Consider the following 26,182-nt stretch of genomic DNA (forward strand, 5'->3'; position numbering starts at 1 on the left):
TTTGTCAAAGTTTAGACAAACAAGATTTAGATTAAAGAAACTAGGAAGTTCAGCCACAGTTTTTAGCTTAAAGCATAAAGCAAAAAAATAAAAATATGAAAATAAAAAGTTTAATTTTTTTAGGAGTATTACAATGCTGCATTTTTGTAAATGCGCAGGTTAAAGCATTAGATCCGGTAGAATATGTAAATCCGTTAATGGGTACACAATCTTTGCATAGTCTTTCAAACGGAAATACCTATCCAGCAATCTGCAGACCTTGGGGAATGAATTTCTGGACTCCGCAAACGGGTAAAATGGGAGACGGATGGGCTTACATTTATACAGCAGATAAAATTAGAGGATTTAAACAAACACATCAGCCTTCGCCTTGGATGAACGATTACGGACAGTTTTCGATCATGCCGGTTACTGGAAAATTAACTTTTGCAGAAGACGAAAGAGGAAGTTGGTTCAGTCATAAAGCCGAGGTTTCTAAACCTTATTACTACAGCGTTTATCTTGCAGATTATGATGTTACAACAGAAATTACGGCTACTGAAAGAGCAGCTCATTTTCAGATTACATTTCCAGAAAATGAACAATCTTCTATTGTAATTGATGCTTTTGATAAAGGTTCTTACATTAAAATTATTCCATCAGAAAATAAAATTATTGGTTACACCACTCGCAACAGCGGCGGAGTTCCTGAGAACTTTAAAAACTATTTCGTACTGCAGTTCGACAAACCTTTTACAACCAATTATACTTGGCATGATAAAGTTTTAGAAAAAGACAAATTAGAATTAAAAGACGATCACGTTGGTGCAGTTGTAGGTTTCAAAACTAAAAAAGGAGAAATAGTAAATGTAAAAGTTTCTTCTTCTTTTATCAGTCAAGAACAAGCTGAGTTGAATTTGAAAAATGAATTAGGAACTGCTTCTTTTAAAGAAACTGTAGCAGAATCTAAAAAAGAGTGGAATAAAGTTCTAGGAAAATTAACTGCAGAAGGCGGAAGCGACGAGCAATTAAAAACATTCTATTCTTGTTTATACCGTACAGCATGCTTCCCACAAAAACAATACGAAATAAACGGAAAAGGAGAAATTGTACATTACAGCCCGTACAATGGTAAAGTTTTACCAGGTTATATGTATGCAGGAACAGGTTTTTGGGATACGTTCCGTGCCTTATATCCATTATTGAATTTAGTTTATCCTTCTATAAACAAAGAAATGCAGGAAGCATTAATCAACGATTATAAAGAAGGCGGTTTCTTGCCAGAATGGTCAAGTCCAGGCTTTAGAAATGTAATGGTTGGTAATAATTCAGCTTCTGTAGTTTCTGATGCTTACATCAAAGGATTACGAGGGTATGACATCAACAAGTTGTACGAAGCTTTATTACACGGTGCTAACAACGAAGGACCAATGGATGCTGTTGGAAGACGCGGCGTACAGTATTACAACACTTTAGGATATGTGCCTTATGATGTGAAAATCAATGAAAATGCAGCTAGAACATTAGAATATGCTTACGATGACTTTACTATTTGGAAATTAGCAAAAGCATTAAATCGTCCTAAAAAAGAAATCAGTTTATTCGAAAAAAGAATGATGAATTATAAAAATCTTTATAATCCATCAATCGGATTAATGAGCGGTAGAAATAAAGACGGAAGTTTTCCTAAAGATTTCAATCCGTTTAAATGGGGAGATGCTTTTACCGAAGGAAATGCATGGCATTACAGCTGGAGCGTTTTTCATGACGTGCAAGGTTTGATTGATTTAATGGGAGGACAAAAGAAATTTACGGCAAAATTAGACGCAGTATTTTCAACACCGCCAATTTTTGACGACAGTTATTACGGATCAGTTATTCATGAAATTCGTGAAATGCAGATTATGAATATGGGACAATATGCTCACGGAAATCAGCCAATTCAGCACATGATTTATTTGTATAATTATGCAGGTGAACCTTGGAAAACACAATATTGGTCGCGTGAAGTAATGAACCGTATGTACAAACCAACGCCAGATGGATATTGCGGCGATGAGGATAACGGACAAACATCGGCTTGGTATGTATTCTCTGCAATGGGATTCTATCCAGTTTGCCCGGGAACGGAAGAATATGTTCTAGGAGCACCATTATTTAAAAAACTGACATTACAATTAGAAAACGGAAAAGAATTGGTGATTAACGCACCAAAAAATTCTGAAACTAATAAATATGCTCAGGATTTAAAATGGAACAACGCAGCTTACTCAAAAAATTATATCAATCATTTTGATGTATTAAAAGGCGGCGAATTAAATTTTGACATGAGCGATACACCAAATTTACAAAGAGGAACTTCAGCAAACGCTTTTCCATATTCTTATTCAACTTCAAAATAATATTATGCAATCACGTAGAAAATTCATAAAAAACGCTGGGATATTTTCAGCAGGATTATTGGCCATCCAAACAGATGCTTTCGGAATGCAATCGGATACTTTCAATTTTGCATTAAAAGATTTTATTACAAAAAGACCTCCTGTAGCCGAACGAAAATTTACAAGTAAAGCTATTGAAGCCGCTATTGTAAGGATCAAAAAACAAATAGCTAATCCAGAACTGGCTTGGTTGTTTGAAAACTGTTTTCCAAATACATTAGATACCACTGTCGATTTTGAAATCATCGACGGTAAACCAGATACTTATGTAATTACAGGTGATATTGATGCCATGTGGTTACGAGATAGTACAGCTCAAATTTGGCCATATATTCCGTTTGTAAAAGAAGATAAAAAATTGGCTGAGTTGGTAAAAGGAGTAATCAATCGTCAGACAAAATGCATCTTATTAGATCCTTATGCAAATGCTTTTTATAAAGATTTCAATCAGGTAAGCGAATGGAAAAATGACATGACCAAAATGCAGCCTGGAATTCATGAACGCAAATGGGAAATTGACAGTTTATGTTACCCAATTAGACTGGCACACGGTTATTGGAAAGAAACTGGAGATATAAGTTTGTTCGATAGTAAATGGAAAGAAGCGATGTTGTTGGTTTTACAAACGTTTAAAGAACAACAGCGCTGGACAGATAAAGGACCATACAATTTTCAAAGAGTTACAGCTTGGGCTACAGATGGAGTACCTTTAGGAGGTTACGGTTATCCAGTAAAACCATGCGGATTAATTGTTTCGACTTTTAGACCAAGTGACGACAGCACTTTATTTGGATATTTAATTCCAAGTAATATGTTTGCAATCGAAGTATTAGGATACCTCCAGGAAATTTTCTCTTTGCCGGCCTTATTAGATAAAGATTTAGTTGCCAAAGCAAAAGAAATGCAAGCGCAAGTTCAGAAAGGATTAGAAGAAAACGCAATTATCGAGCATCCAAAATTCGGAAAAATCATTGCTTTTGAAGTAAACGGATACGGAAGTTTCCACATGATGGATGACGCTAATGTACCGTCATTATTATCATTACCATATTTAGGCGCAATTGAACCAGACAGTCCGCTTTATTTAAACACAAGAAAAGTAGTGCTTTCAGAGAATAATCCGTTTTTCTATAAAGGAAAAGCTGGTGAAGGTATTGGCGGACCGCACACAGGAACCGATACAATCTGGCCGATGAGTATTGTTTTGAGAGCCATTACAAGTGTTGATGAAAAAGAAATAAAAGCATGTATCAGCAACTTAATCAAGACAAATGCAGATACTGGTTTTATGCACGAATCTTTTCATAAAGACGACGTAGCAAAATTTACTAGAAAATGGTTTGCTTGGGCAAATACACTTTTTGGAGAAATGATTGTACATACCAGTATTCATTACCCGCAAATTTTAAAAGACAAAAACATTTAAAACAATAATTTGCCATCAAGAGATTAAGAAAAATAAGTAGTTTGACTTAATCTCTTAATGGTAAAAAAGAATCAAAACTAAAATTTAGTTAACCCCTAAATGGTTCAATTCCAAAAACAAAAAAACAAGAATGAATAAAGAGTATGCCGTTGGCTTAGATATAGGAGGCACACATATCACCGCAGCAATAATTGATATAGTAGATATGAAGGTGATGGATTTTTCAGTGCACAAAGAATCTTTTGATTCTAATATGCCGGTGGAAGAGGTTATGACTATTTGGGAAAAAGCAATTCGTACATCATTCAAAAATTCTAAAGTAGAAAAAACTTCAGGATTAGCAGTTTGTATGCCGGGGCCATTTGATTATACAAACGGAATTTGCTGGATAAAAGACCAATCTAAGTACGAACATTTTTATGGGTTGAATGTACGTGATTTGTTTCAGGACAAACTAGATCTTTCTAGTGATTTTCCGATTCTTTTTGAAAATGATGCTGTTTGTTTTGGAAAAGGAGAAGTTTTTAAAGACTCAGAAAATCTTTCTAAAAAAGTAATGGCAATTACACTTGGTACAGGACTAGGCGCTTGCTTTATAGACAAAGGAGAATCAATTAGCACAGGTAATTCAGTACCAAAAGAGGGAGAAATTTACGATCTTCCATACAAAGAAGGTATTGCTGAGGATTATGTTTCAGTTCGCGGACTTTTGGCTGGTTATTTCGCTTTAAGCGGAAAAAAAGTAAACAATGGTTTAGAGCTTTTTAATTTGGCTAAAACTGGTGATACAATGGCAGCAAAAGTATTTGAACAAATGGGACAAGACTTGGCAGAAATCGTTCTTCCGTGGTTAGAAAAATTTGGTGCCGACAGCTTTATCATTGGAGGAAAAATTGCAAACGCAAGCGAATTCTTTTTGCCTGTTTTCAATCAAAAAATTAAAGAAGCTGGAAGTGAAATCGTAGTTTCTATTTCTACAGATAATGAGAAGGCAGCTTTATTAGGCGCCACAAGTATGCTTTATAAAGCGTAATAATCAATTATAGAATATATTATTTTTAAAAGCTGTCCGAAATTATATTTCGGACAGCTTTTTTTATAAATACTAAATACTAGCACTCCAAGTTAGACCGCTTATATCAGTTAAAGTCAACGTGTAATGCTCTTTGTCAGATGTTTTTTTACGATCGATCGGAAGACGCATTGTTGCTTTTGCACCAAGCGGAATAATTAAGCTGTGAGCGCCGGGTTTTATTTTGGCAACATAATGATTGTCAATAAACGTGGCAGGTAATTTTGCTAAATCGGCTCCGTGCAATTGTAAAAGATATTTTCCAGATGAATCTTGAAGCGAAATACCAATTAAAAAAGAACCGTAAACGTCAACGCCTTCAACTCTATAAACATCAAAACTCATTTCTGTATTCTGCATTTTAAAATTACTGATTTCCAGTTTTGGTTTTACCGATTTATTGTGCAATGTTCCAAAAACGCCTCCATGAAAATATTGATTAGTATACAAAGTAAGACCTGCAATAAAAGCAACGATTACCAAAATAAGTCGTTTGTATGCAGCTAAATTTAGAGGTCCAGAACCTAAAAATTTAAACCACTTTGTTTTAGTAAAAGGAAACTTTCTTGAAATAAAATAAGAATCTAACGAAAGATAGTTACTGCCGGTTATAAATAAAGTAAATCCTGCGGCCAAGCCTAAAATTCCTATTTGCCATTCGTCTAAACAAGTTGTTCCAATCCAGCCGGAAGCAAGCAGAATTCCGAATGCTAATAAAAATATTCCAATACTCATTAAACGAGTGAAAAAACCAAGAATTAATGCTAAACCTACAATTCCTTCAACAATAGTAAAAGTTACCATGGCGTACCATAACGCCTCAGGATGCGTAACTAAATATTCGATTATGGGTTTTAAACCCAGCGAATTGGGTAAAAAATGATTGAATTTCTCGCCAATGTAACCTGCTTCTTCAGGTATTAATTTGTTTTCTAAAATAAGACGTCTCCAAAATGCCGAAAAATAAGTCCAGCCAACTACCAATCGTAACGATAAAGTAGCCATAGACGCAGTGTCAAAAGATTTCTTTTGCTGTATCATGCAGTAAAAATTTAAAAATTAAAAATTGTTTTTAAGCTGTAATTGAATTCGCTTTTAGCGCAATTTTTAGATTTTTAAATACGATAAACATAGGAGGATAAGTCGTAGATTTTTTGCCGAATTCAAAAGCAGGACGAATTTGAATTTTAGTAAAAACAGTACTCTCATTTACAGGAGAATAAAGCGACAGTGTTCTAGGTATAATTGGAATTTGCGGTGCAGGAATAACCTTTTTTACAAAAGTGTTTTTATAAACTAAACCGCTGCTGCAAGATCCAAACTGCGGTAATTGAGTTTGAGTTTTTTGAGAAAATTCGATTGAATCAATCGCGGTAAAATGCAGAATAGTTTTTTTAATCTGACAATTAGAAAAAGCATACACCAAACTGACAACTAACAAAAGCTGTTTAAGATGTCGAAAAAAAGTGATGTAATTTTTCCAATTCATTTTATAAAAATAACTTTAAAAAACGGTACTCATATTGATTTTAGATAACATTAACAGCTATTTCAACTCAATAAACAAGTTCAGCGTTTGTTTTTATTATTCTGGATTTAAAACCGTGATAATGTTTTCTCTCAAACCCGTTTTTAGATTGATAATTTCAAATCTTTTTGCCGCCGAAAACGAACCAATATCGCTGTCGCTGTTAATTAAAATAGCTCCAACAAGAATGATGTATTTACAATTGTATTTCGTTGCAGCTATCAGTTCTTGAATACGATCGTCTATAGCTTGATAGATCACTTCGGTTGCCTCGATCAATGGAAGTTCGGAGTTTAGAATTTTATCTTTTTGCTTGAATAAAATTTGCTCAATAATATTCATTTGATAATCCAATTCCGTTACATTTCCTAGTTTTATGCTATTATCTGCTAATTTGTTAAGAGCGCCGGTCGCCGCGCCGCAGCAAAGCGACTTCTCCGTTTGTCCGATGCGGTTAATTTTTCCAACAACTCCTTCTTTAGAAATACCAATATGAGGGCCGTAATAAATAAAAACAGCTCCATCATCAGGCACATGACTAGCAAAAGCAGCCATACCGCTTAATCCCGTAAATGGAAAACCGTCTAAACCGCCCATTTTAAAAGGGCCTAAAAACTCCAGAGCTCTTGCAGGATATTGAATGCTGTTTACATCATCACTGCAAATACTATCAGCCAATATAATTTGCGAAGGTTCTAAATCTAGTTTCTCTTCAACATAATCAATTACTTTATTGATATAATCAATAGTAGTTAAAGCATAAGGATAGTGTTTTCGGATGATTTCTAATTTTTCTCTTTTTTTCATTGATCAATTCGTTATGTAAAAAAAAAGTTCTAACGGGCAAAAAAGCTCATGCAAATTTGTATGCAGGTTCTATTTTTTGCAATTTTTTATAAAGGTACAGTTAAAAATTAAGTTCTCTTTTTACTTTTAGAATATATTCGAATTTTAAATTAGATACCATTCAAGATTATACGTTTATGAGATTTTAGAACTGATATGCTCAAAAAGGATATTAAATTTGTCACCGAGTTTTTTCTTAAGACGTTGTTTCGATTTTTTTACAGCATCAGGCGTTATTCCTAATAATTCAGAGATTTCAGTATTATTAAAATTTAGTTTTTGCAGTAATAAAATTCGCTTATTAGAATCTGTAATTTCAGGAAAATCTTCTTCCAGTAAACGATGAAACTCAGGATGTACTTTTTGAAATTCTCTTTTAAAATTTTTCCAGTTTTCCTCTGTCATCAAATGTGATTCTAGTAAAATGCTCAGATTTTCTTTTTCAGAATCGCTGTTAGACGAATTTTTAATTTGATTTATTTCAGATCTTAAAATTTTTATTTGATTGTTTTTTTCTTTCAAATGAGCGGCATGCGCATCTAAATTTTCTTTTGCTTCGGATAATTTCTGCTCATTTTTTATTTTCTCTGTTTTTAACGAAAAGACCTTTTCACGATATTCAATCTGTCTGTTTTTTAAATGCTTTTTAAAATTAATAATAAGAAAAATTAATAAGGAAAGAGCAAGAATAATAATTACAGCATAAACATTTTTTATCGAAATTTCATTCTTGTATTGTTCATTGGTACGATTAATATTTTGCTGAAATTTTTCTTTTTGAATCATCCAGTTTACTTTGTTGATAGCCATATCGCCATCTTTATTTTTAAGAGAATCTTCAAGAACAAGCATTCGTCTTCTTAAAATCAATTCTTCATCAGCTTTGTTTTGATGCTGCAGGATTCTCAATTTAAGTTGAATGATTTGAAGTTCTGATTTTTCAAAATAGGTTTTTGAGTATATAATATTCTGAGCTTCTTTTAAAGCTTGATCTGCTTTAATAAAATCATTGTCATCTAAATATAGTTCTGCTAGTAAAATGAAAGCGTACATCGTATTCTGGTAGCTTTTTTCAGCTTTTGAGATGTCGATATCTTTTTTGACTAACGAAATTGCCGATTTAAAATCGCCTTGTTTTTGTTTTACAAGTGCGAGATCTCCCAAAGCTTTAGCATAGCGCACTTGATCCTGAATTTCCTGTGCTAACTTGGCAGTTTGTAAAAAATAATATTGAGCTTTTTTAAGATCAGAAGTATGCAGATAATTCATGCCAATAGCATTTGTTATCGAAGCATATTCGATGCTTTTTTTAGGAGCATTTTTTTTGGCAAGATCTAAATAGTATGCCGCCTCTTTATAATCACCAAGCGTTTGCATAATCCATCCAATTTTTTTGAAGGATTCACCGGGTAAGATTATTTTTTCGGCTGGCAGTTTTTCAATCTTATCAATTACTTTAAGAAGAAGCGGAGTCATTTTTATGAAATCTCTGTAATGATATAGATAGCTTACATAATTAAGCTGTGTCCAAATTTCAATGCTTTGTTCTTTTAAAAGCCCCGCCATTTTAATCGACTTCTGATAATGAAAATCACTTTTTTTATTTACCGTATTATAAAAATTGCTGTATCCATTGGCAAGTAATGCTTCATAAAAAACGCTGTAGTTTTTATTTTGATACAGTGGTTTTAAAAAATTTTTTAATGCCAGTGTATCTTTGTCAAAAGATTTTTCCTGATTTAATACTGCCTCATAATTTTTAATTTCATTTTCGGAAAAAGAAATTTGAATAGGAGCGTTTTGTGCTTTTAATAGAAAGGCAAAAAAAGACTAAAATGATGCAGTAGATTTTCTTTGAAAACATTTTTTCTTAGTTGTGGTTTTTGTTTTTGGGAACGTAAAAATAACAAAAAAGAATCGTCTGTTAAACCTAAAAACAGAATGTATTGATTTTGTTAGATTTCTAGATGAAAATGTCCCCCATTTGTCCCCCTCAATTTTTATAGTATGAATTCTTTCTAGAGTAGTTTTGCCGAAGCAATATCCGAATTTGAAAAACCTCGTATATGCAGCAAATTGAGATGTTTTTGCTGCCTTATTTTTCAGCGTTAGGAACTGCTGTGGTAACCGTAGAAAATTTTATTGCCCCAACTGTTTTCCCCCAATATATAACAGTCAATTCGATTTTACAGGAAATGCAGCACAAGTTCCAGCGCTGATTAACAACGACGAAAGTTGCAGGAATGGGAGTGTTCATTACCATTGTTTTTTTAGATTTATAAACTCACAAAGGAAATTAGGCGGATTGTAAAGCTGAATTTATTTAACGATATTTAAATCCTTAAAAACAGATTTCGTTATATCTTTTCTGCAATTTCCGAAAGCACTATTAATTTTTCGATCTTGCAAAAGACGTGTTGCAAAAAAATAAGCACCATTATTATTTACAATATAGCCAACCCACCATCCGGTATTGATTTCGTTTTCTCTCGTCCAGCCTGTTTTTGAATAAATAGTGTAGTCGCTGTTTTGTTCTGTCAGCATTACTTTTTTTACAATTTGCATATTCCGTTTCGAAAATGGAAGCTTTTCATCGTAAAGATTTTTTAGAAATTCGACTTGATTAAGGGGTGAAATTTTAAAGTTGCCAAAATTCCAAAAATCAGCATCCGTTTGCGACAGATCGAGATTTCCGTAATGACACAATGATAAGTATTTTTTGTAATTATCCTTTCCAATTTTCTTTGCCAACTCCACAAATGCCCAGCCGGCAGAAACTTCAAAAGCTTCTTTTACTGTTATGTCATGGTAAATCTCAGGGCGATAACCATATTTTATAGTATCTGTAGTTCCCAACCATTTTACGATGTCATTTTCGCTGGAAATAGTATTTGTTTCTAATGCTATAAGCAGATTGATAATTTTGAAAGTCGATGCAGGAAGTGTTTCTTTTTTGGTGCCGATAGTGTCAGATAAAAACCATGTATGATTATTGTTATCATAAATGGCAATTGAGCCTTCAACATTGCAGTTGTCAAAATATTTTTTAAAATCGGATCGTATGACAATTTTATCGTGGTTGGATATAATCGTGTGATCCCCTTTTTTTAGATTGGATGAGCAAGAAAATAGAAACCCTAAAATAAGAAATCCTGTAAATAATTGTTTCAAATTCATTTTGCTCTTTTAAAATAGTACACGGACTTTTTTTAGTCTCAGATGGGGTTTTGTGAAAAGTTTTTGCCACTAATTTCACGAATTGACACTAATTTTTTATTCTAATTAAGTAAATGATTATTCATTTAAATAATTTAATTCGTGGAAATTTGTGAAATTCGTGGCAAAAAACAAAGACTCTTACACCTTAAAAATCAAATTCTTTTTATAGAAAACCCATAAAATCAATGACCAGAAAATAGCATATGAGATGGCATAAGCCAGTGAAGAATTCAATGGATTCTCAAAACAAGGCACAATCCAAAATTTGTAAATTAAGGTTTGAAGATTGATTTCTTCTCCAGTTACATCAGGGCTTTGCATTTTTATAGAACTCATTACTCTTGGAATCACACCCGAAAAGTAAAACACAATCATTGGATTTACGCCCCAGATCAAGAATAATTTTGTCCATTTTTTATAATTGGCAACATCTATAATATAATACAGCAAGGTTAAGCATATTGTTGCAATTCCAGCCGTATATAAGACGTATGAACTTGTCCAAAGCGATTTGTTTATTGGGAAAATAATATTCCAAAGTAAACCAAGAGCCCACAAAACAACTGCTGAAATGGCAAGTTTCTTTATGATTTCAGTTTTAGAAATTTGTAAGTTTAAAATCTGCCCAATAAACATTCCAAGTATTCCTGTACCAATAGCCGGCAGAGTGCTTAAAATTCCTTCAGGATCCCAAGTTTTAGAAACGCTCCATAAATGCCCATTTAAAACTAAATTATCTAACCATCCTGCAAGATTAGTTTCTTTTTCAAAATTGGCAGCGCCAATTCCGGGAACGGGAACAAAAGCCATTAAAATATAATACCCCACTAATATCGAAGCGACAATTAAAAGCTGTGATTTTAAATTTGTTTTTAAATACAATAACGAAGCGAAGAAATAAACAATACCAATTCGTTGAAGAACGCCTGGAATTCTAACATCTTCAAAAGCTTCTAATTTGCTGTATGCTAGAAAAATCATCAACGTAAAAATTCCAAAAACAAGATAGGTTTTAACCTTTAAAGTAAAGTTTCCTAAAAGAGCATAAGCAACGGCAAAAGTTATGGCTAATCGAACGAGTAATAATGGAATTCCTTCTAAATCAAATAAGTGTATTCTGCTGAAAAAGTTTAGAGATAATCCCAAACAGAAAATTCGTAGAGAACGAACCAAAATTTTATTGAATACAGCTGCATCAAAATGCTTTGTTGGCATTGCAAAAGGTATCGCAGTTCCCATTATAAAAACAAAAAACGGAAAAACTAAATCAGTAGGAGTGCAGCCGTGCCATTCAGCATGTTCTAAAGGCGGATAAATTGAAGCCCAGCTTCCAGGATTATTGACAATAGTCATTAATAAAATTGTAAATCCTCTAAATACATCCAGTGAGGTTAAACGTTCTTTTGTCATTGGGTTGGTTTTTGGTTTGGTTTATTGTTTAAAAGAGAACTTTTAAAGCTGCTGTGTGGACACAATTATAAAAAGTAACACTATTGCACTAATTGTCACTAATTTTAATAGGTTAATCTTGTTTGTGAAATTAATTTCACAAACAAATTAGTGGTAATTAGTGAAATTTGTGTTCAAAATTGTTTTTAATATTTGTGTTCATACGGTAGACTTTTAGAGTATTTTTTATGATGGAAAAGAGATTTTTCCCATTGATACTGATGGAATTCTTTTGCGAGATCCAAAATCAGAGGTTCCGCCAGAAACGGTTTCATTTGCTAAAATGGCAAATAAGATTGCTTCTTTTGCATCGCCCGAAATTCCCAGCGAATCAGTATTAGTAAAAGTACAAGACAGCAGTTCTTTCAGCCAGCCTGTCAACAACGGATTATGAGCGCCTCCGCCGGACATATAAATAGTAAAACTTTCTATTGGATAAGTTGTATTGCTGATTGTCGAATTTATTGCTTCTGCTATCGTTTCGGCACTAAATCGCGTTAAAGTCGCTAATAAGTCTTCAATAGAAATGTTTTCTGTACCGCTTTTAGTTTGTGCGTTTCTCACATATTCAATACTAAAAAGCTCTGGTCCTGTGGTTTTTGGAAAAGGCGCTTGGAAAAAATCATCAGCTTTTAAAGCTTCTAAAAGAGATAGATTTACAATTCCTTTTTTTGCAATTTCAGCATCTTTATCATACGCTTTATCAGGGAATGAAAGTCTGGTAAAAGCATCAATTAAAGTGTTTCCTGTTCCTGTATCCGTTACAAAAACCTCTTCGGGATTATGATTGGAAGGTAAAAAAGTAAAATTGGCAATACCGCCCATATTAAGCATAATACGATTTTCACCTTTTTTACTAAACAAAAAATAATCTCCATAAACAGCTAACGGTGCACCTTCGCCGCCCGCAGCTATATGTTTTTGTCTAAAATCAGAAATAGTTATGATTCCAGTTTTTACGGCGATATGATCTCCATCGCCAATTTGTAAAGTACCGTTTGTAAAGTTTTCTAACTGATGCAGGATTTTTGGAGCATGAAAAACGGTTTGCCCATGCGACGCTACTAAATCAACTTTTGAAGCTGGAATTTTCCAACGATTTAAACAATCAAGAATCATATTAGCATGAAGAATCCCGATCCACTCATTTAATAAAACTAGTTTCTGAAAATCAATAGTAGGTTTTGCAAATACGCTTCTGATTTCTGATTTTATTTCTTCTGAATAATCGACTGTGTCAAATTCTAATAATTGAACTTCAGTAGTTTCTCCAGAACCAGAAATTTTACATAAAGCCACATCTAAACCATCCAATGATGTACCAGACATTAACCCAATAATAATTCGGGATGGCTTTTTTGCTATTTCATACAGTGATTCTAAATTTGTATTCATGATCTTTTTTTTTAGTTTAACTAAATAGAAATGTTCCTTATTTGATAACAGCTTCCTGAATTATCTTTTGAATATCTTCTCTGATTTTTCCTTTAGATAATTTATTCTCATCATTTACAACTTCTGGATAAGTTCTATTGGATAAAAATACATAAACAATTTCTGTTTCTGGGTCAACCCAAGCTATGTTTCCAGTAAAACCGGTATGACCAAAACTTGACTCAGAAACACAACTGCAAGTTGGTCCGCCTTTTCCAACTCTTTTGTCAAAACCTAGACCTCTCTGAATTCCTTTGTCTTTATAATAACAAGTGTTAAAAGCATCAAATGTTTGTTCAGAAAAATACTGTTTACCGCCGTAATTTCCTTTTTGTAGAAACAGCTGCATCATTTTGGCAACATCCATAGCGTTAGAAAAAATTCCTGCATGACCAGCAACTCCGCCTTCCATAGCGGCAGCCATATCGTGGACATATCCCTGAATAAGCTGATGTCTAAAATAAGTATCTATTTCAGTAGGAGCGATGCTGTTTTTATCAAATTTATTTAGCGGATTGTAAAGTGTATTATTCATGCCAAGTGTACTGAAAAAGTTTTCTTTACTTAGATCTTCAAGCTTTTTATGTGTTTTCTTTTCTAAATATTCTTTCAAAATTATAAAAGTAAAATCACTGTATTTGTATTCTTTTTTAGCGGCTACTGGACTTTTTGCAATGATTTTCATGATGGTGTCGTGATAATCATTTCGAATAAAAAGACTGTCTGCAACTTTTGTCGAAAAATTAGAATCCGCTGTTTTGCGATAGTATTTTGCAGAGGGTTTTCCTTCGTTGTCTAGTGTTGCTTTGTAAAATGGAATCCAAGCCTGCAGTCCTGCGTAATGCGTTAATAAATCTTTGAAAATGATGTTTTCTTTATTTGTATGTGCAAAAAACGGCACCATATCTTTTAGTTTAGTATCTAAAGTTACTTTGTTTTTATCATACAATTGCATCACATTTGGCAGTGTAGAAATCATTTTCGAAATGGAAGCAACATCATACAAATCTGAATTGGTAACCTTTTTTTGGTTGTCATAGGTTTGATAACCGTATGATTTCTGAAAAAAAACTTTTCCTTTTCGGGCAGCCAATACTTGCATTCCGGGAGTCATTTTTCCGTCAATTGCTTTTTGGGCAATCGCATCTATTTTAGATAAAACAGCAGAATTCATTCCCACATTTTCTGGAGTTGTAAAGCCTAAACGGTTTATTTTTTCGGTAGATAAGCCATCATTTACCTTAAATGAATCATTAATAGATACTGGCAGTTTTCCTTTTGCATCGACAGCACCAAATAGTATTTCTGCAGAAACAACTTGACTTATAGCTGAGTTTTGATACGAAACAACTAATCCTTCAATATCATCAAAATTAGTGACAGGTAACAGCGAGTAAGGTTTTGTGAAAATATCCAAAATTACTTTGTTGTGTTTAGCGATTTCTTGTAACCAAAGCAATTCAGTATCTGTGAAATTCTGCTTTTCCCAAGTTTTATTTAGTTTATGAAAACCAATAATTACAGTATCGTAATTTTTTAGTTCTTGATTTAAACTGTCAATATTAGTATTTGATACTTCTGTAACTTCAGTATATTTTTTTAAAGTAGTTACAAAAGTACTGTTAACATCATCGCCTAGTTTTACATACGCTATTTTTTGATCTAGGTTTTTGATAGGTAGAATTTCTTTTTCATTTTTTAAAACCGTAATCGCATTTTCGTAAAGTTTATAATGCAAAGCGTCATTTTGTACTGGATTAAGATCACCGTTGATATTATTCATATCGATCGGTTTGTACTTGTTTAATCCGGCTTTAAATTTATAATGCAATATTTTTTTTACCGAATGCGCTAAACGTTCTTCTGTAATTACACCTTGAGTATAAGCTTCTTCTAATTTCTGAAAAGCTTCGGGCACATTGTCAGGACCCAGAAAAATATCATTTCCAGCAAGAAGAACAGCTATTTCTAAATCGCCGGGACCTTTAAAATCAGTAGCGCCTTTCATTGCTAAACCATCAGTAAAAATCAAACCGTTGAAGCCTAATTCTTTTTGAAGCAGATTAGTTACAATGTTATAAGAAGCCGAAGAGGGAATGTTCGTTTGCGGCTCTAAACTTGGAATGTTTAAATGTGCCACCATTACAGAAACTAAACCTTCGTCGAAAGTTTTTTTGTACGGATATAATTCAACCAATTCAAGTCGTTCTTTCGAAAAATCAATTAGAGGTAATGCTTTGTGAGAATCTACAGATGTATCGCCATGTCCCGGAAAATGTTTTCCTGTGCAAAAAACACCTTGACCTTGCACACCATTCATTAAAGCAATGGCTCTATTACTTACATTAACTTTGTCTTCGCCAAAAGAGCGGTTGCCAATAATTGGATTTTTCGGATTGGTATTAATGTCTAGAACAGGAGCAAAGTTGAAATGAATTCCGATACGTTTGTTTTCATTCGCCATATTTCGTCCCACATTCTCAATTAAACTCAAATCCTGAATAGCTCCCAAAGTCATGTTCCAAGGATAAATATAAGTTGAATCTAAACGCATTCCCAATCCCCATTCGCCGTCAATAGCAATGAATAGAGGTACTTTTGATTTTGACTGATACAAGTTTGTTAATTTTGCCTGACGAACGGGTCCGCCCTGAAAAAAAATTAATCCTCCTACTTTATAATCTTGAATTAAGGCACTGACTTCTTTTGTATGCAGGGAATCTTTATTTGAATAAGCGGAAATCATAAAGAGCTGACCTATTTTTTCTCTCGCCGACATTTTATTGTAAATACTATCAACCCAAGCCGTTTCTTTATCAGAATCTTTAAAAAAAGTTTTTTTCTCAGATACAGGCTTAGCTTTGTAAACAACTGTGTCTTTTACAGGAATATCTGTTTTTACAGCTGTAATTGCGGTGTTTTTTTTAGAAGCACAATTGGTAATCAAAAAAAGAAATGCGGCATATAGGCTGATTCTTATGAAGTAATTTTTCATAATATATTTTGTTTTGAACGAATGGGTTTTAATTAGCTTCTACCCATTAAAAGATGATTTTCAATGGGTGAGCTTATATTTTATTTAGCAAATTAGGCTTGCTTTTTATATAGTTTAAAAAGATATTTTCTCGCTGCTTCGTGAACTTGTCAGGTATAATCCTAGATAAGTTATTAATCCGTTTATCACTATTAATTCATTATCAAACACATATCCTGAAAATAATAATTTCGAATTTTCATTGATTAAATACGTGAAGAAAGGAGATAGTAAGCATAGTACAGGAACTAATTTATCATTTACATGTCTTGATTTTTGGAACAATCCAAAAGCATATAGACCTAATAGCGGGCCATAAGTATAAGAGGCAACTTTAAATATCATTCCAACAACTGAGCTGTCATTGATAGTATTGAAAATAATGATTACAAAGAAAATCAGAATTGAAAAACTAATATGTACTAAATGTCTTGTTCTTACAGTGTTTTTTTTGTTGTTTTCGGCTTTGTCCATTCCCAGAAAGTCAACACAAAAAGAAGTCGTTAATGCAGTCAGAGCTGAATCTGTTGTCGCAAAAGTAGCAGCAATAATTCCAAGTAAAAATACAATAGCGGGAACTACAGCTAAATGATTCAGTGCAATTTCAGGAAAAAGTAAATCAGTTCTTGGTTTGCCTGTAATTAAGTCAGTTGGAATTGCGATTCCATTTTTATCAGCATAAATATATAACAAGGCTCCAACGCTTAAAAAGAAAATGTTGATGATAACAAAGATTCCTGTAAACGTAAACATGTTTTTTTGTGCTTCACCAATATTTTTACAGCTCAGGTTTTTTTGCATTAAATCCTGATCCAATCCAACCATCGCAATAGTCACAAACATTCCGCCTATTATTTGTTTTATAAAATGGAATTTACTTCCCATAAAATCATCAAAAAAGAATATTTTAGAGTAGTTACTGTTTTTAACTTCTTCAAATGCTCCAACGGCACTTAAATCCATGCGGTCGCAAATAAAATAAATGGTAAGAAAAACTGATGTTACCAAGAAAAATGTTTGTAAAGTATCTGTGATAATTATGGTTTTTAAACCGCCTCTATAGGTATACGAAAAAATAAGAATTAATGAGATGAATACCGTAAATGCAAAAGGAATATTATAAAAATCAAATACAAATCGCTGCAATACAATAACAACCAAATAAAGTCTGAAAGCAGAGCTTACGGTTCTGCTTATCAAGAAAATTAAAGCTGCCGTTTTGTAGCTGTAAACGCCCATTCTTTGCTCAATATAGCCATAAATGGAGGTTAAATTCATTCGGTAATATAGCGGTAATAACAATTTTGTAATTATTATAAAACCTATTGCATTCCCCAATACAAACTGAAAATATTTAAACTGCTCGCCGCTTACTGCTCCAACTTCTCCGGGAACTGATATAAAAGTTACTCCTGACAGAGCAGTTCCAATCATTCCAAAAGCAACTAAGTACCATTTTGAGTTTTTATTAGCCGTAAAAAAGGCATCATTTCCACTGTCTTTTTTGCTCACTTTATGCGAGATATAGAATAATGTTCCGAAATAAATGATAATAAGAAGGAGGATGGTGCTTGGTGTCATTTTATAGTTTTAGTGGTTTTGGTTCTGTGAATAGGGAGACTTAAAGTTTAAAAATCAGTACTGCTTTCTAGATTAAACCCAACAGACTATAAAAGCTGTTAGGTTTAGGTTTAAACTTTTAGTTGTATAAATCTATAAAAGATTTGAATAGTTTGGTTATTAGATTTCCAGATTTTTATTCTGAGCTAATAAAACCGCTCTTACGCTTTTGTGTTTTTTTAATAAATCAGAAGCTGTTTTTTCATCAATCTGCAGTTCTTCAACGATCATTTCTACACCTCTTTGAACTAATTTTTTATTAGACAACTGCATGTCGATCATTTTGTTGCCGTAAATTCTTCCTAGTTTAATCATAACTGATGTTGAAATCATGTTTAAGACTAATTTTTGAGAAGTTCCTGCTTTCATTCTAGTACTTCCTGTTAAGAATTCTGGTCCTACAATTAGTTCAATAGGATGATCTGCTTGTTTAGAAATCAAGCTGCCGCTATTGCAAGAAATACTGCCGGTTATGATTTTGTTTTCACGTGCTTTTTTCAATCCGCCAATAACGTAAGGAGTATTTCCAGAAGCTGCAATTCCTATCACTACGTCTAAACTCGAAATATCATAAGCAGATAAATCTCTCCATGCTTGATCGACATCGTCTTCGGCATTTTCTACTGCTTTTCTAATAGCAGAATCTCCACCGGCGATAATACCAATAATCCAATTGTCTGGAACTCCAAAAGTAGGAGGACACTCAGAAGCATCTAAAACTCCAATTCTCCCTGACGTTCCTGCTCCAATATAAAAAAGTCTTCCGCCAAGTTTCATTTTTGTAACAATTGCATCGACTAATTTTTCAATGTTCGGAATTTGTTCTTCAACAATAGCTGCTACTTTTTTATCTTCATTATTTATATTTGAAAGCAGTTCGTTGGTACTCATTTTATCTAAATTTGAGTAAAGAGATTCTCTTTCTGTATCTGGATTTGCTTTTGACATTTTTGATTTTTTTTAATTTTTAATTTTTCTTTACTGCATTAAAATTTATTGGTAGATCAGATATTTCGTTCTCATTTTTTTGAAGGCTTCTAAGTCCTTCACCCAGCTTTTTCTGATAGTATCTTCAGAAGCGCCGCTTTCAATTTGTTGTTGTAATTTCTTAGTTCCTGCTAGTTTTGTGAAAAAAGGATTAAAGAATTTAGTTTTATCACTGGTATTTTGATATGCTTTAAGCAGCCATTTCAATTCCAATTGTTGTAATTTAGGATAAGATGTCAAATCTTCGCCAAAACATTCTACGCCATTATAGACAGGATCTTTGGCTCCAAAATTTGGTTTTGGAGTAAAACTGAAATTTGTTTTTGTCAAATAAGGCGAGCCATAAATTTGAAATTGTTTTTCCGTTCCGCGTCCCATGCTTACATTTGTTCCTTCAAACAAACACAAACTTGCATATAGATTTATAGATTGATCGTTTGGCAAATTTGGAGATGGTTTTGCCAATAAACTATAATCCATTTTTCTGTTATAATTAACGCAAGGAATTACGGTTAGTTTACATTGCGCTGCATTTTTAAGCCATTTTTCTCCATTGATCATTTTTGCATATTCGCCAATAGTCATTCCGTGAAGCAGCGGAATAGGGTGCATACCTACAAAACTTGTAAATTCTTTTTCTAAAAGAGGCCCGTCTACAATTCTGCCATTTGGATTTGGTCGATCCAAAATTATAAGCGGAACATTGTTTTCAGCGCATGCCTCCATTACATAATGTAAAGATGAAATGTAAGTGTAGAATCGCGCGCCTACATCTTGTAAGTCAAAAACCATGACGTCAATTCCAGATAATTGTTCTGGTTTAGGTTTTTTATTGTCTCCGTAAAGAGAGATAATCGATAATCCCGTTTTAGAATCTTTTCCGTCAACTACGTGTTCTCCCGCATCAGCAGTTCCTCTAAAGCCATGTTCTGGTGCAAAGATGGTTTGAATGTTTATTTTTTTCTCTAATAGAAAATCTACTACATGTTTTTTGTTCGATAAAAGACCAGTTTGATTGGTAACAATGCCAACTTTTTTATCCTTTAATAAAGGAATATATTTTTCGAAATTATCAGCTCCTGTTTTTATTTCATTACTGATATCATTGATTTTATTTTTAATAGTTCCTGTTGATGAATTTGCATTCGAAGCATTCGAAACGATTAAAAATAGAATAAAAGTGATTTTTTTAAGGGATTGAAACATAATACAAAAGTTTAAATTACAATTAAAATTACGCTTAATAAAGGAAAAAAAACAAAATAGGATAATTAAATCGAACCACTTTAATCAAAAAGTGGTTCGATTTTTAAGCTTATTTATTTGTTATGAAAGTAACAGATGGAGCATTTAAAGTTGCAGATGGTAATCCACCGATAATTCCTCTGCAATAAATTGTGTAAACTCTTCCCGCTCTAGGAACAAAAGCAGTATTTGCCGGTGAATTGGCAAGATTCGCAATTGTAGTTCCTGTAGTTGTTCCAGGAACATTTGTTGGAGAACCTGCAACACGAACCTGCAATTGATACCCTCTTGTGTCTATTGGATCTTGCGGCTCAATAGCAATGTATTTTTCGTTACCGCCCTTAAATGTTACATTTCTATAAGTATAAACTTCTTTTGTGGTAACCGGCGTTGCACCAATAGTTGATGTTTCTTTAATTAATCCCAAATCATAACCTGCTGGTGCCGAATTGCTGATAACATTTATAAAACGAATATAGGCTTTAGTCTTGTCTAAATCAGCAACAGCTAAATCATCATTTAATTGATAAAGAGAATATACCGGCGGCGTAACAGACGGCGGTGTTGATACTAAGAAACTCGTATAATATTTCCCCGTTTCAGTTGTAATATTTCCATTGAAAATGCTAACTGCAGGAGTTGCAGGCGTCAAAACGCTTAAAGGCTGTGTACCCGGTTTCATCAAAACATAATTGATTGGTACTGGATATTGAGCGCCATAACTCATGCCGATTTGCACTCCGGTTGTAGAACTTACAGCCGAAATTTTTTCAGTTCCTGTAAAATAATTAATTTGAAAATTAGTTCCATTTGGGCCAACAGCTGCGTGAATAAATTTTACGTTAGAAGCATTTGCAATTCCGTCTTTACTCTGATAGGGAGTCTGGTCGTTTTCGTCGCCGCAGGATGTAAATGCAAGCACTCCAAGAATTGGAATAATTGACTTTTTTATGGTGTTAAATATATTTTTCATCTAATAGATTTTTAGTTTTTAAGAAATTACTTTTTAGAAAACCACATTTCTTGAGTATGGTAATCTACCTTATCTGCTCCAATCGCTTTTAAAGCATCAAAATTCCAAACATATTCTGAGTTAAATCTCGGACGAACTCTGTATGGTAAATTTCCATTATTGTCAACAAATAAACCTCCGTTTGGTGTAAAATTCATTGTTCTGTAAACATCTGGATTATAATGATATTTACGCAAATCTGTCCAAGTTTCTAGCATTCCGTAACCAAATAAAGCTACATATTTTTGAAGCATAATCTGGCTGATTGTCAAGTTTGCAGCCGTTGGAACAATATTTACATTGGTTAAAAATGCTGTTTTTTCTGCAGCAGTAATTGTCGATGTAATAGGGAAAATTGTACTTACAACAGTATTTGAATTTACAAAATCGATATTGGCGTCAATTGCTTTCTTGTAAGCATCTAAAGCCATAGCTTTGTCTCCTTTTATAAAAGCAGCTTCAGCTTTAATAAATTGAATTTCTGAATACGTCATTAAAGGGAAATTCGCTTTATCTCTAAAAATATATCTTCCCGGAGTTGTAATAGTTCCTGCAGTATACGTTCCATAAATATTTGGAATTCTGCTTACGTTTGTCGCAACTGTAGAAGCTGTAGTATTTAACGGGTTTCCATTAAAAGTATATTTACTCGGATCTGGATTTGTGGAAGATGCCGGAGCTAATTCAGATTGACCTACAGACGGTGCTAAAACTCTAGAGATTCTAGGATCTTTTGCGCCTCCAAAAAGAGTTCCGTCCATTGTTCTCACAGCAAAATCAGTTTGACGGTAAGTATTGAAGTTATTTCTTCCAGGACCGTAAAAATTGATGTCTGCAGCTACTGTTCCGTTGTATCTAATTAAAGCATTATCTGCATTAGAAGCCAATGATTTATCGCAGTACTCAATTACTTTATCTGGGTTGTACGAAGCTTTATTGATTTGATTGTTTAAGTTTCTAGCCAAAACTCCGTAAGCAAACTTAACCCATTTAGAGCGGTCTCCGCCGTACATTTTATCTCCTCCAGCAGTGTAAGTTTGAGAAACACTTCCGTCAGTGCGGTTTAAATCTATTAAACCTTCATTTAATAAACGAACCACTTCAGCATATACTTGTTCCTGAGGAACATAATCAAAAGAAAGACGCGAAGTAAAAACTTGGTCAAAATTAATTAATTCTGAATGATAATCTGTTGCAACCTGCCAAGTCCAAGCTCTAATTACTTTTGCAATACCAGTAATATCATGACGTTGTTCTGAAACTGCTTTTTCCTGTAATTTGGTTAAGTTTAAACCAATAGAAAAATAGGCCATTTTCCAGATTTCACCACCTGTATCACTATTTGATTGGTATCCAAAACGATCCCATTCACTTCCTACAGCACCAGCCGTAGCGGTACTGAAATTTTGAGTGTATCGTCCTAAACATCTGTTGTCAAATTGTAATCCGACAGCCATTTGCTGCTCGATTGGAGGCAGTAAAGCTGGTGCCGAAACATCAACAGGAAAACTTGGATTTACGTTTATATCTTCTAAGTCGTTGCAAGAAATCATTGTGGCTACAAGACCTAATGCGGCTATATATGTTTTAATATTTTTCATGGTCAATTAATTAAAGTCCGATTTTTAATCCTAAGTTCAAACCTCTAGGTGTAGAAACTACTCCAAAGTCAAAACCTGTTCCTCCAGCACCTCCAGTTGAAGCATTAGTTCCATTAACCGAAGGATCAGCTCCAGTATAATTTGTAATGATAAAAACATCGGTCATTGTTACATAAAGAGAAAGTGCGTTAATGAATGTTTTTTTCAATATTTCAGAAGGCATTTTATAGCTTAAAGTAATATCTCTCATTCTTAGCCAGTTGATGTCTTTTTCGACAAAATCAGCGTCGATAGCACCCGTTCTGTAATATTCGTTTTGAACACTTGGTCTTACCGGAATATTATTTTGTGTTGGAGTGGCTGAGTTTTCTAAACCATCTCTTAAAACACCTTTTACAATTCTTGTTTGTTCACGATCTAAAGTTTTAGTAGATAAACCGTTTTGGTACAAATAGAATTCAGTTGCATTATAAATATCGCCGCCTTTTCTAATGTCTAACAAGAATGATAAACTAAGATCTTTGTATGTAAACGTATTTTGTAATCCAAGCATAAAATCTGGATTTCTGTCTCCAATAATTTTGAAGTTTGGATCTTTTAAAGCATAACCGCTATTTGGATCAATTAAAGGCTCGCCGGCATTATTTCTCAAATAATCATTTCCTGTTAAAGTCGTTAACGGATTTCCAACTGTTACCCCGCCGCGGACATTTCCGTAAAGCCAAGTGTCTGAAACATAATATTCAGAAATAACAGAAGGAAGATTTAATAATTCAGAACGTGTTTTGCTGAAGTTAGCACTTACATTCCAAGAAAAATTATCTTTTTGTATTGGTGATGCGTTTAAAGTAATCTCTAAACCTTGGTTTTGTAAATCTCCGAAGTTTGCAGAAGTTACAACGAATCCTGTTCCGTAGCTTAAACGCATATTTCTTAGAATCGGATCAATTGTTTTTGTGCTGTAAACTGCAACATCTAATCCAACGCGGTTGTTAAAGAATTTTAATTCTGTACCCAATTCAAATGATTTACGGAATTCAGGTTTCAAATTCGCATTTGCTCCTGTAACACCATACGCATAACCACCGTCTGTAGTTAATTGCGGATTGAAAACGGGTTGTGCAGAATAAGGAGAAGGAATATTAGCTGCTTCTGCATAAGAAGCTCTTAATTTTCCATAAGAAAGTGTTTCTTTATTTTTCAATCCGTTTAAGTTTGTGAAAACAAAACTTGTTGAAACAGAAGGATAGAAAAACGGATCTGGTAATACAGAAGTCCAGTCTTCACGTCCAGTTAAAGTTAAATAAACAGTTTTGTCATAATCTAAACTCACCTCAGAAAAGAAACCAATAATTTTACTTTGAATAATTCTCTCTTGAGATCTTTGCGTTGTAGCATCAGTATTGTTGATAGAGTAGAAGTTAGGATCAAAGAAACGGCTTCCTGTTGTAGATAAAATTCTAAAATCATTATCATTGACTGAATTACCCACCATAAGTTTGGTATTGAATTTTCCGAATGATTTTTTAGCAGTAACCAATAAAGTAGTGTTTAAGTTACTAGTATTAGAATAGTATGATTCTATATAACCTCCTGGAGTAATTCCCGCAGCAGATTCTGGATGAATAGCTCTGTAACCTTGAGCAGAATTGACATCCCAGCCCACACGGCCAGTTAAGTTAAGCCAAGAAGTTGGGTCGTAAATTAATCCAACATTGGTAACAAAACGGTTGTTAAAATCTTCAGATAAGTTTTTGTTTACATCCCAGAACGGATTATCAGTTTCGGTATCTAAAACACCAGTCGTAATTTTTCTTCTCGTTCCGTCGGTATTTAAATAATTGCTTGCGTCATCATTTGCCGGCCATGTTAAAAGCGAAAGTAAATATCCTGCATCTCTTACACCTGGAATTTGTACAGCAGATCCAGCTCCTTTTGCTGCTTTTTGATTGTCTGATTTTGTAAAACTAAAACTAGCTTCAGATTTTAATTTTGAAGATAATTTTGCAGTAGCATTTAAATTAGCAGTCAAACGGCTGTAACCTGTATTCGGAACAACACCTTCTTGCTCTAAGTTTGAAAGAGATAATCGGTAAGAAGTAGTTTCTGTACCTGCTTCAAACGAAAGATTATGATTGGTTGAAACTGCAGTTTTGAAGAAATTTTCAACATTATTATAAAATTGAGTTCCCGGTTCGTAAGCCGTTCCAAATTGTCTTCTATAGTCTGGGTTGTTTACACCGTCAGAACCTCTTTGATATACTTTTTGAGTTTCTGGAAAACGGTATAAATTGTCGAATCGTGTATTAGTAGAATAAGTAAGTCTTCCAACGCCTTTTTTACCTTTTTTAGTAGTAATTACGATTGCACCATTTCCAGCCTGCATTCCATAAAGCGCTGCAGCCTCAGGTCCTTTTAAGATAACCACAGATTCAATATCGTCTGGGTTGATATCTGCACCTCTGTTGGTATAATCCTGCGTTCTGTTTGGAGCATTAGAAATAGTCAAAGCTTGATCCATTGTTTCGTTGCTTACCGGTAATCCGTCTACAACATATAAAGGAGAGTTGCTTCCACTAAGCGAATTTACTCCTCTTAACTGAATCGCTGCCGAAGCACCCGGAGCACCAGAAGTACTTGTTACATTTAAACCTGCAACACGACCTTGTAATGCAGTAGCAAAGTTAGGACGCTGTGTGTCTGCAATTTCTTTACCTTTTACTTCCTGAACAGCATATCCTAAAGAAGATTTATTGCGCACAATACCCATTGAACCCACAATTGTTACATTGTTTAATGTTTGTGCACTTTCAGAAATAACAATTTTTAAATCATTTCCGTTTACAATAACTTCTTTGTTGTTAAAACCGATGTAAGACACTTGAAGAACATCACCCTGACGTGCTTTTATCGTAAAAGTTCCATCAGATCCTGTAGAAGTTTGATCTTTAGATCCCTGCACTAAAATGTTTGCTCCCGGTAATGAGTTTCCACTACCATCTGTGACTTTACCTTTTACGGTTGAATTTTGGGAATAACCTGCGAGTATTCCGAAAAAGAAAAGTAAAAGAACTAAATACTTTTTTTTCATATTGGCTTAATTGTTTTGGTTAGAATGGCGAAATTTAGAAAATATTTTCAAATAAATGCGGGATTGTGTATTTTTTTTCAAAAAATTATTCAAATACCGCAAAATAACGCATAATTTAAGTGTTTATTTTTTCTGCTTTTACTTTTTAAGCTGTAAAATGCAAACTATTGCGGTTTTTTATGGAACATCCTCCTACAA

Annotated in this window: 18 protein-coding genes; 3 read left to right on the plus strand and 15 right to left on the minus strand. The window is 33.6% G+C overall.

Annotation, left to right across the window (positions count from 1 at the left end; translation table 11 throughout):
• Positions 1–95 precede the first annotated feature (95 nt).
• The 3 genes from BOW57_RS01180 to BOW57_RS01190 all read left to right on the plus strand — a co-directional run bounded on the left by BOW57_RS01180 (position 96) and on the right by BOW57_RS01190 (position 4,879).
• Complete coding sequence (locus tag BOW57_RS01180; protein ID WP_129052748.1) at positions 96–2,381, plus strand: GH92 family glycosyl hydrolase; 2,286 nt, start codon at positions 96–98, stop codon at positions 2,379–2,381.
• A 4-nt stretch (positions 2,382–2,385) separates the two neighbouring features.
• Positions 2,386–3,846, plus strand: coding sequence for a glycoside hydrolase family 125 protein (locus BOW57_RS01185; RefSeq protein ID WP_089053064.1), 1,461 nt, complete (start codon positions 2,386–2,388; stop codon positions 3,844–3,846).
• 130 nt (positions 3,847–3,976) lie between these two features.
• A complete protein-coding gene (locus tag BOW57_RS01190; RefSeq protein WP_129052749.1) occupies positions 3,977–4,879 on the plus strand; it encodes an ROK family protein in 903 nt (300 codons plus the stop codon).
• A 72-nt stretch (positions 4,880–4,951) separates the two neighbouring features.
• Here BOW57_RS01190 and BOW57_RS01195 read toward each other — a convergent pair whose 3' ends face one another.
• From BOW57_RS01195 to BOW57_RS01260, 15 genes are all read right to left on the minus strand, one after another.
• Positions 4,952–5,959 (minus strand): TQO small subunit DoxD, encoded by a 1,008-nt coding sequence (locus tag BOW57_RS01195; RefSeq protein ID WP_129052750.1) that lies wholly within the window; start codon positions 5,957–5,959, stop codon positions 4,952–4,954.
• A 31-nt stretch (positions 5,960–5,990) separates the two neighbouring features.
• On the minus strand, positions 5,991–6,407 hold the full coding sequence (locus BOW57_RS01200) for a hypothetical protein (protein ID WP_129052751.1): 417 nt from the start codon (positions 6,405–6,407) through the stop codon (positions 5,991–5,993).
• Between the two features lie 96 nt (positions 6,408–6,503).
• Positions 6,504–7,253 carry a hypothetical protein gene (locus tag BOW57_RS01205; protein WP_129052752.1) on the minus strand — a complete coding sequence of 250 codons (750 nt, stop codon included), beginning with the start codon at positions 7,251–7,253 and terminating at the stop codon, positions 6,504–6,506.
• A gap of 174 nt (positions 7,254–7,427) precedes the next feature.
• Positions 7,428–8,858: a tetratricopeptide repeat protein gene (locus tag BOW57_RS01210; RefSeq protein WP_129052753.1), complete on the minus strand. Its 1,431-nt coding sequence runs from the start codon at positions 8,856–8,858 to the stop codon at positions 7,428–7,430.
• 529 nt (positions 8,859–9,387) lie between these two features.
• Positions 9,388–9,549 (minus strand): hypothetical protein, encoded by a 162-nt coding sequence (locus BOW57_RS20550; RefSeq protein WP_164973654.1) that lies wholly within the window; start codon positions 9,547–9,549, stop codon positions 9,388–9,390.
• Positions 9,550–9,611: 62 nt separating this feature from the next.
• Positions 9,612–10,469, minus strand: coding sequence for a class D beta-lactamase (locus BOW57_RS01215; protein WP_129052754.1), 858 nt, complete (start codon positions 10,467–10,469; stop codon positions 9,612–9,614).
• A gap of 180 nt (positions 10,470–10,649) precedes the next feature.
• Positions 10,650–11,921: an acyltransferase family protein gene (locus BOW57_RS01220; RefSeq protein WP_129052755.1), complete on the minus strand. Its 1,272-nt coding sequence runs from the start codon at positions 11,919–11,921 to the stop codon at positions 10,650–10,652.
• A gap of 225 nt (positions 11,922–12,146) precedes the next feature.
• Entirely contained in the window at positions 12,147–13,355 is a 1,209-nt protein-coding gene (locus tag BOW57_RS01225; protein ID WP_129052756.1) for an anhydro-N-acetylmuramic acid kinase, read from the minus strand.
• A 37-nt stretch (positions 13,356–13,392) separates the two neighbouring features.
• Positions 13,393–16,389 (minus strand): glycoside hydrolase family 3 N-terminal domain-containing protein, encoded by a 2,997-nt coding sequence (locus BOW57_RS01230; RefSeq protein ID WP_129052757.1) that lies wholly within the window; start codon positions 16,387–16,389, stop codon positions 13,393–13,395.
• A gap of 114 nt (positions 16,390–16,503) precedes the next feature.
• Positions 16,504–18,009 carry a sodium:solute symporter gene (locus BOW57_RS01235; RefSeq protein ID WP_129052758.1) on the minus strand — a complete coding sequence of 502 codons (1,506 nt, stop codon included), beginning with the start codon at positions 18,007–18,009 and terminating at the stop codon, positions 16,504–16,506.
• Positions 18,010–18,168: 159 nt separating this feature from the next.
• Positions 18,169–18,996, minus strand: coding sequence for an N-acetylmuramic acid 6-phosphate etherase (gene murQ, locus BOW57_RS01240; RefSeq protein ID WP_089053075.1), 828 nt, complete (start codon positions 18,994–18,996; stop codon positions 18,169–18,171).
• A gap of 45 nt (positions 18,997–19,041) precedes the next feature.
• The gene (locus tag BOW57_RS01245) at positions 19,042–20,241 is read right to left on the minus strand and encodes an exo-beta-N-acetylmuramidase NamZ domain-containing protein (protein WP_129052759.1); all 1,200 of its coding nucleotides are present in this window, start codon (positions 20,239–20,241) and stop codon (positions 19,042–19,044) included.
• 109 nt (positions 20,242–20,350) lie between these two features.
• Positions 20,351–21,253, minus strand: a complete 903-nt coding sequence (locus tag BOW57_RS01250; protein WP_089053077.1) for a DUF4397 domain-containing protein — start codon at positions 21,251–21,253, stop codon at positions 20,351–20,353.
• 26 nt (positions 21,254–21,279) lie between these two features.
• Complete coding sequence (locus tag BOW57_RS01255) at positions 21,280–22,893, minus strand: SusD/RagB family nutrient-binding outer membrane lipoprotein (RefSeq protein WP_129052760.1); 1,614 nt, start codon at positions 22,891–22,893, stop codon at positions 21,280–21,282.
• A 10-nt stretch (positions 22,894–22,903) separates the two neighbouring features.
• Complete coding sequence (locus BOW57_RS01260; protein ID WP_129052761.1) at positions 22,904–25,984, minus strand: SusC/RagA family TonB-linked outer membrane protein; 3,081 nt, start codon at positions 25,982–25,984, stop codon at positions 22,904–22,906.
• Positions 25,985–26,182 lie beyond the last annotated feature (198 nt).

This window comes from Flavobacterium sp. YO64, from assembly GCF_004119505.1.
Classification (GTDB): Bacteria; Bacteroidota; Bacteroidia; order Flavobacteriales; family Flavobacteriaceae; genus Flavobacterium; species Flavobacterium oncorhynchi.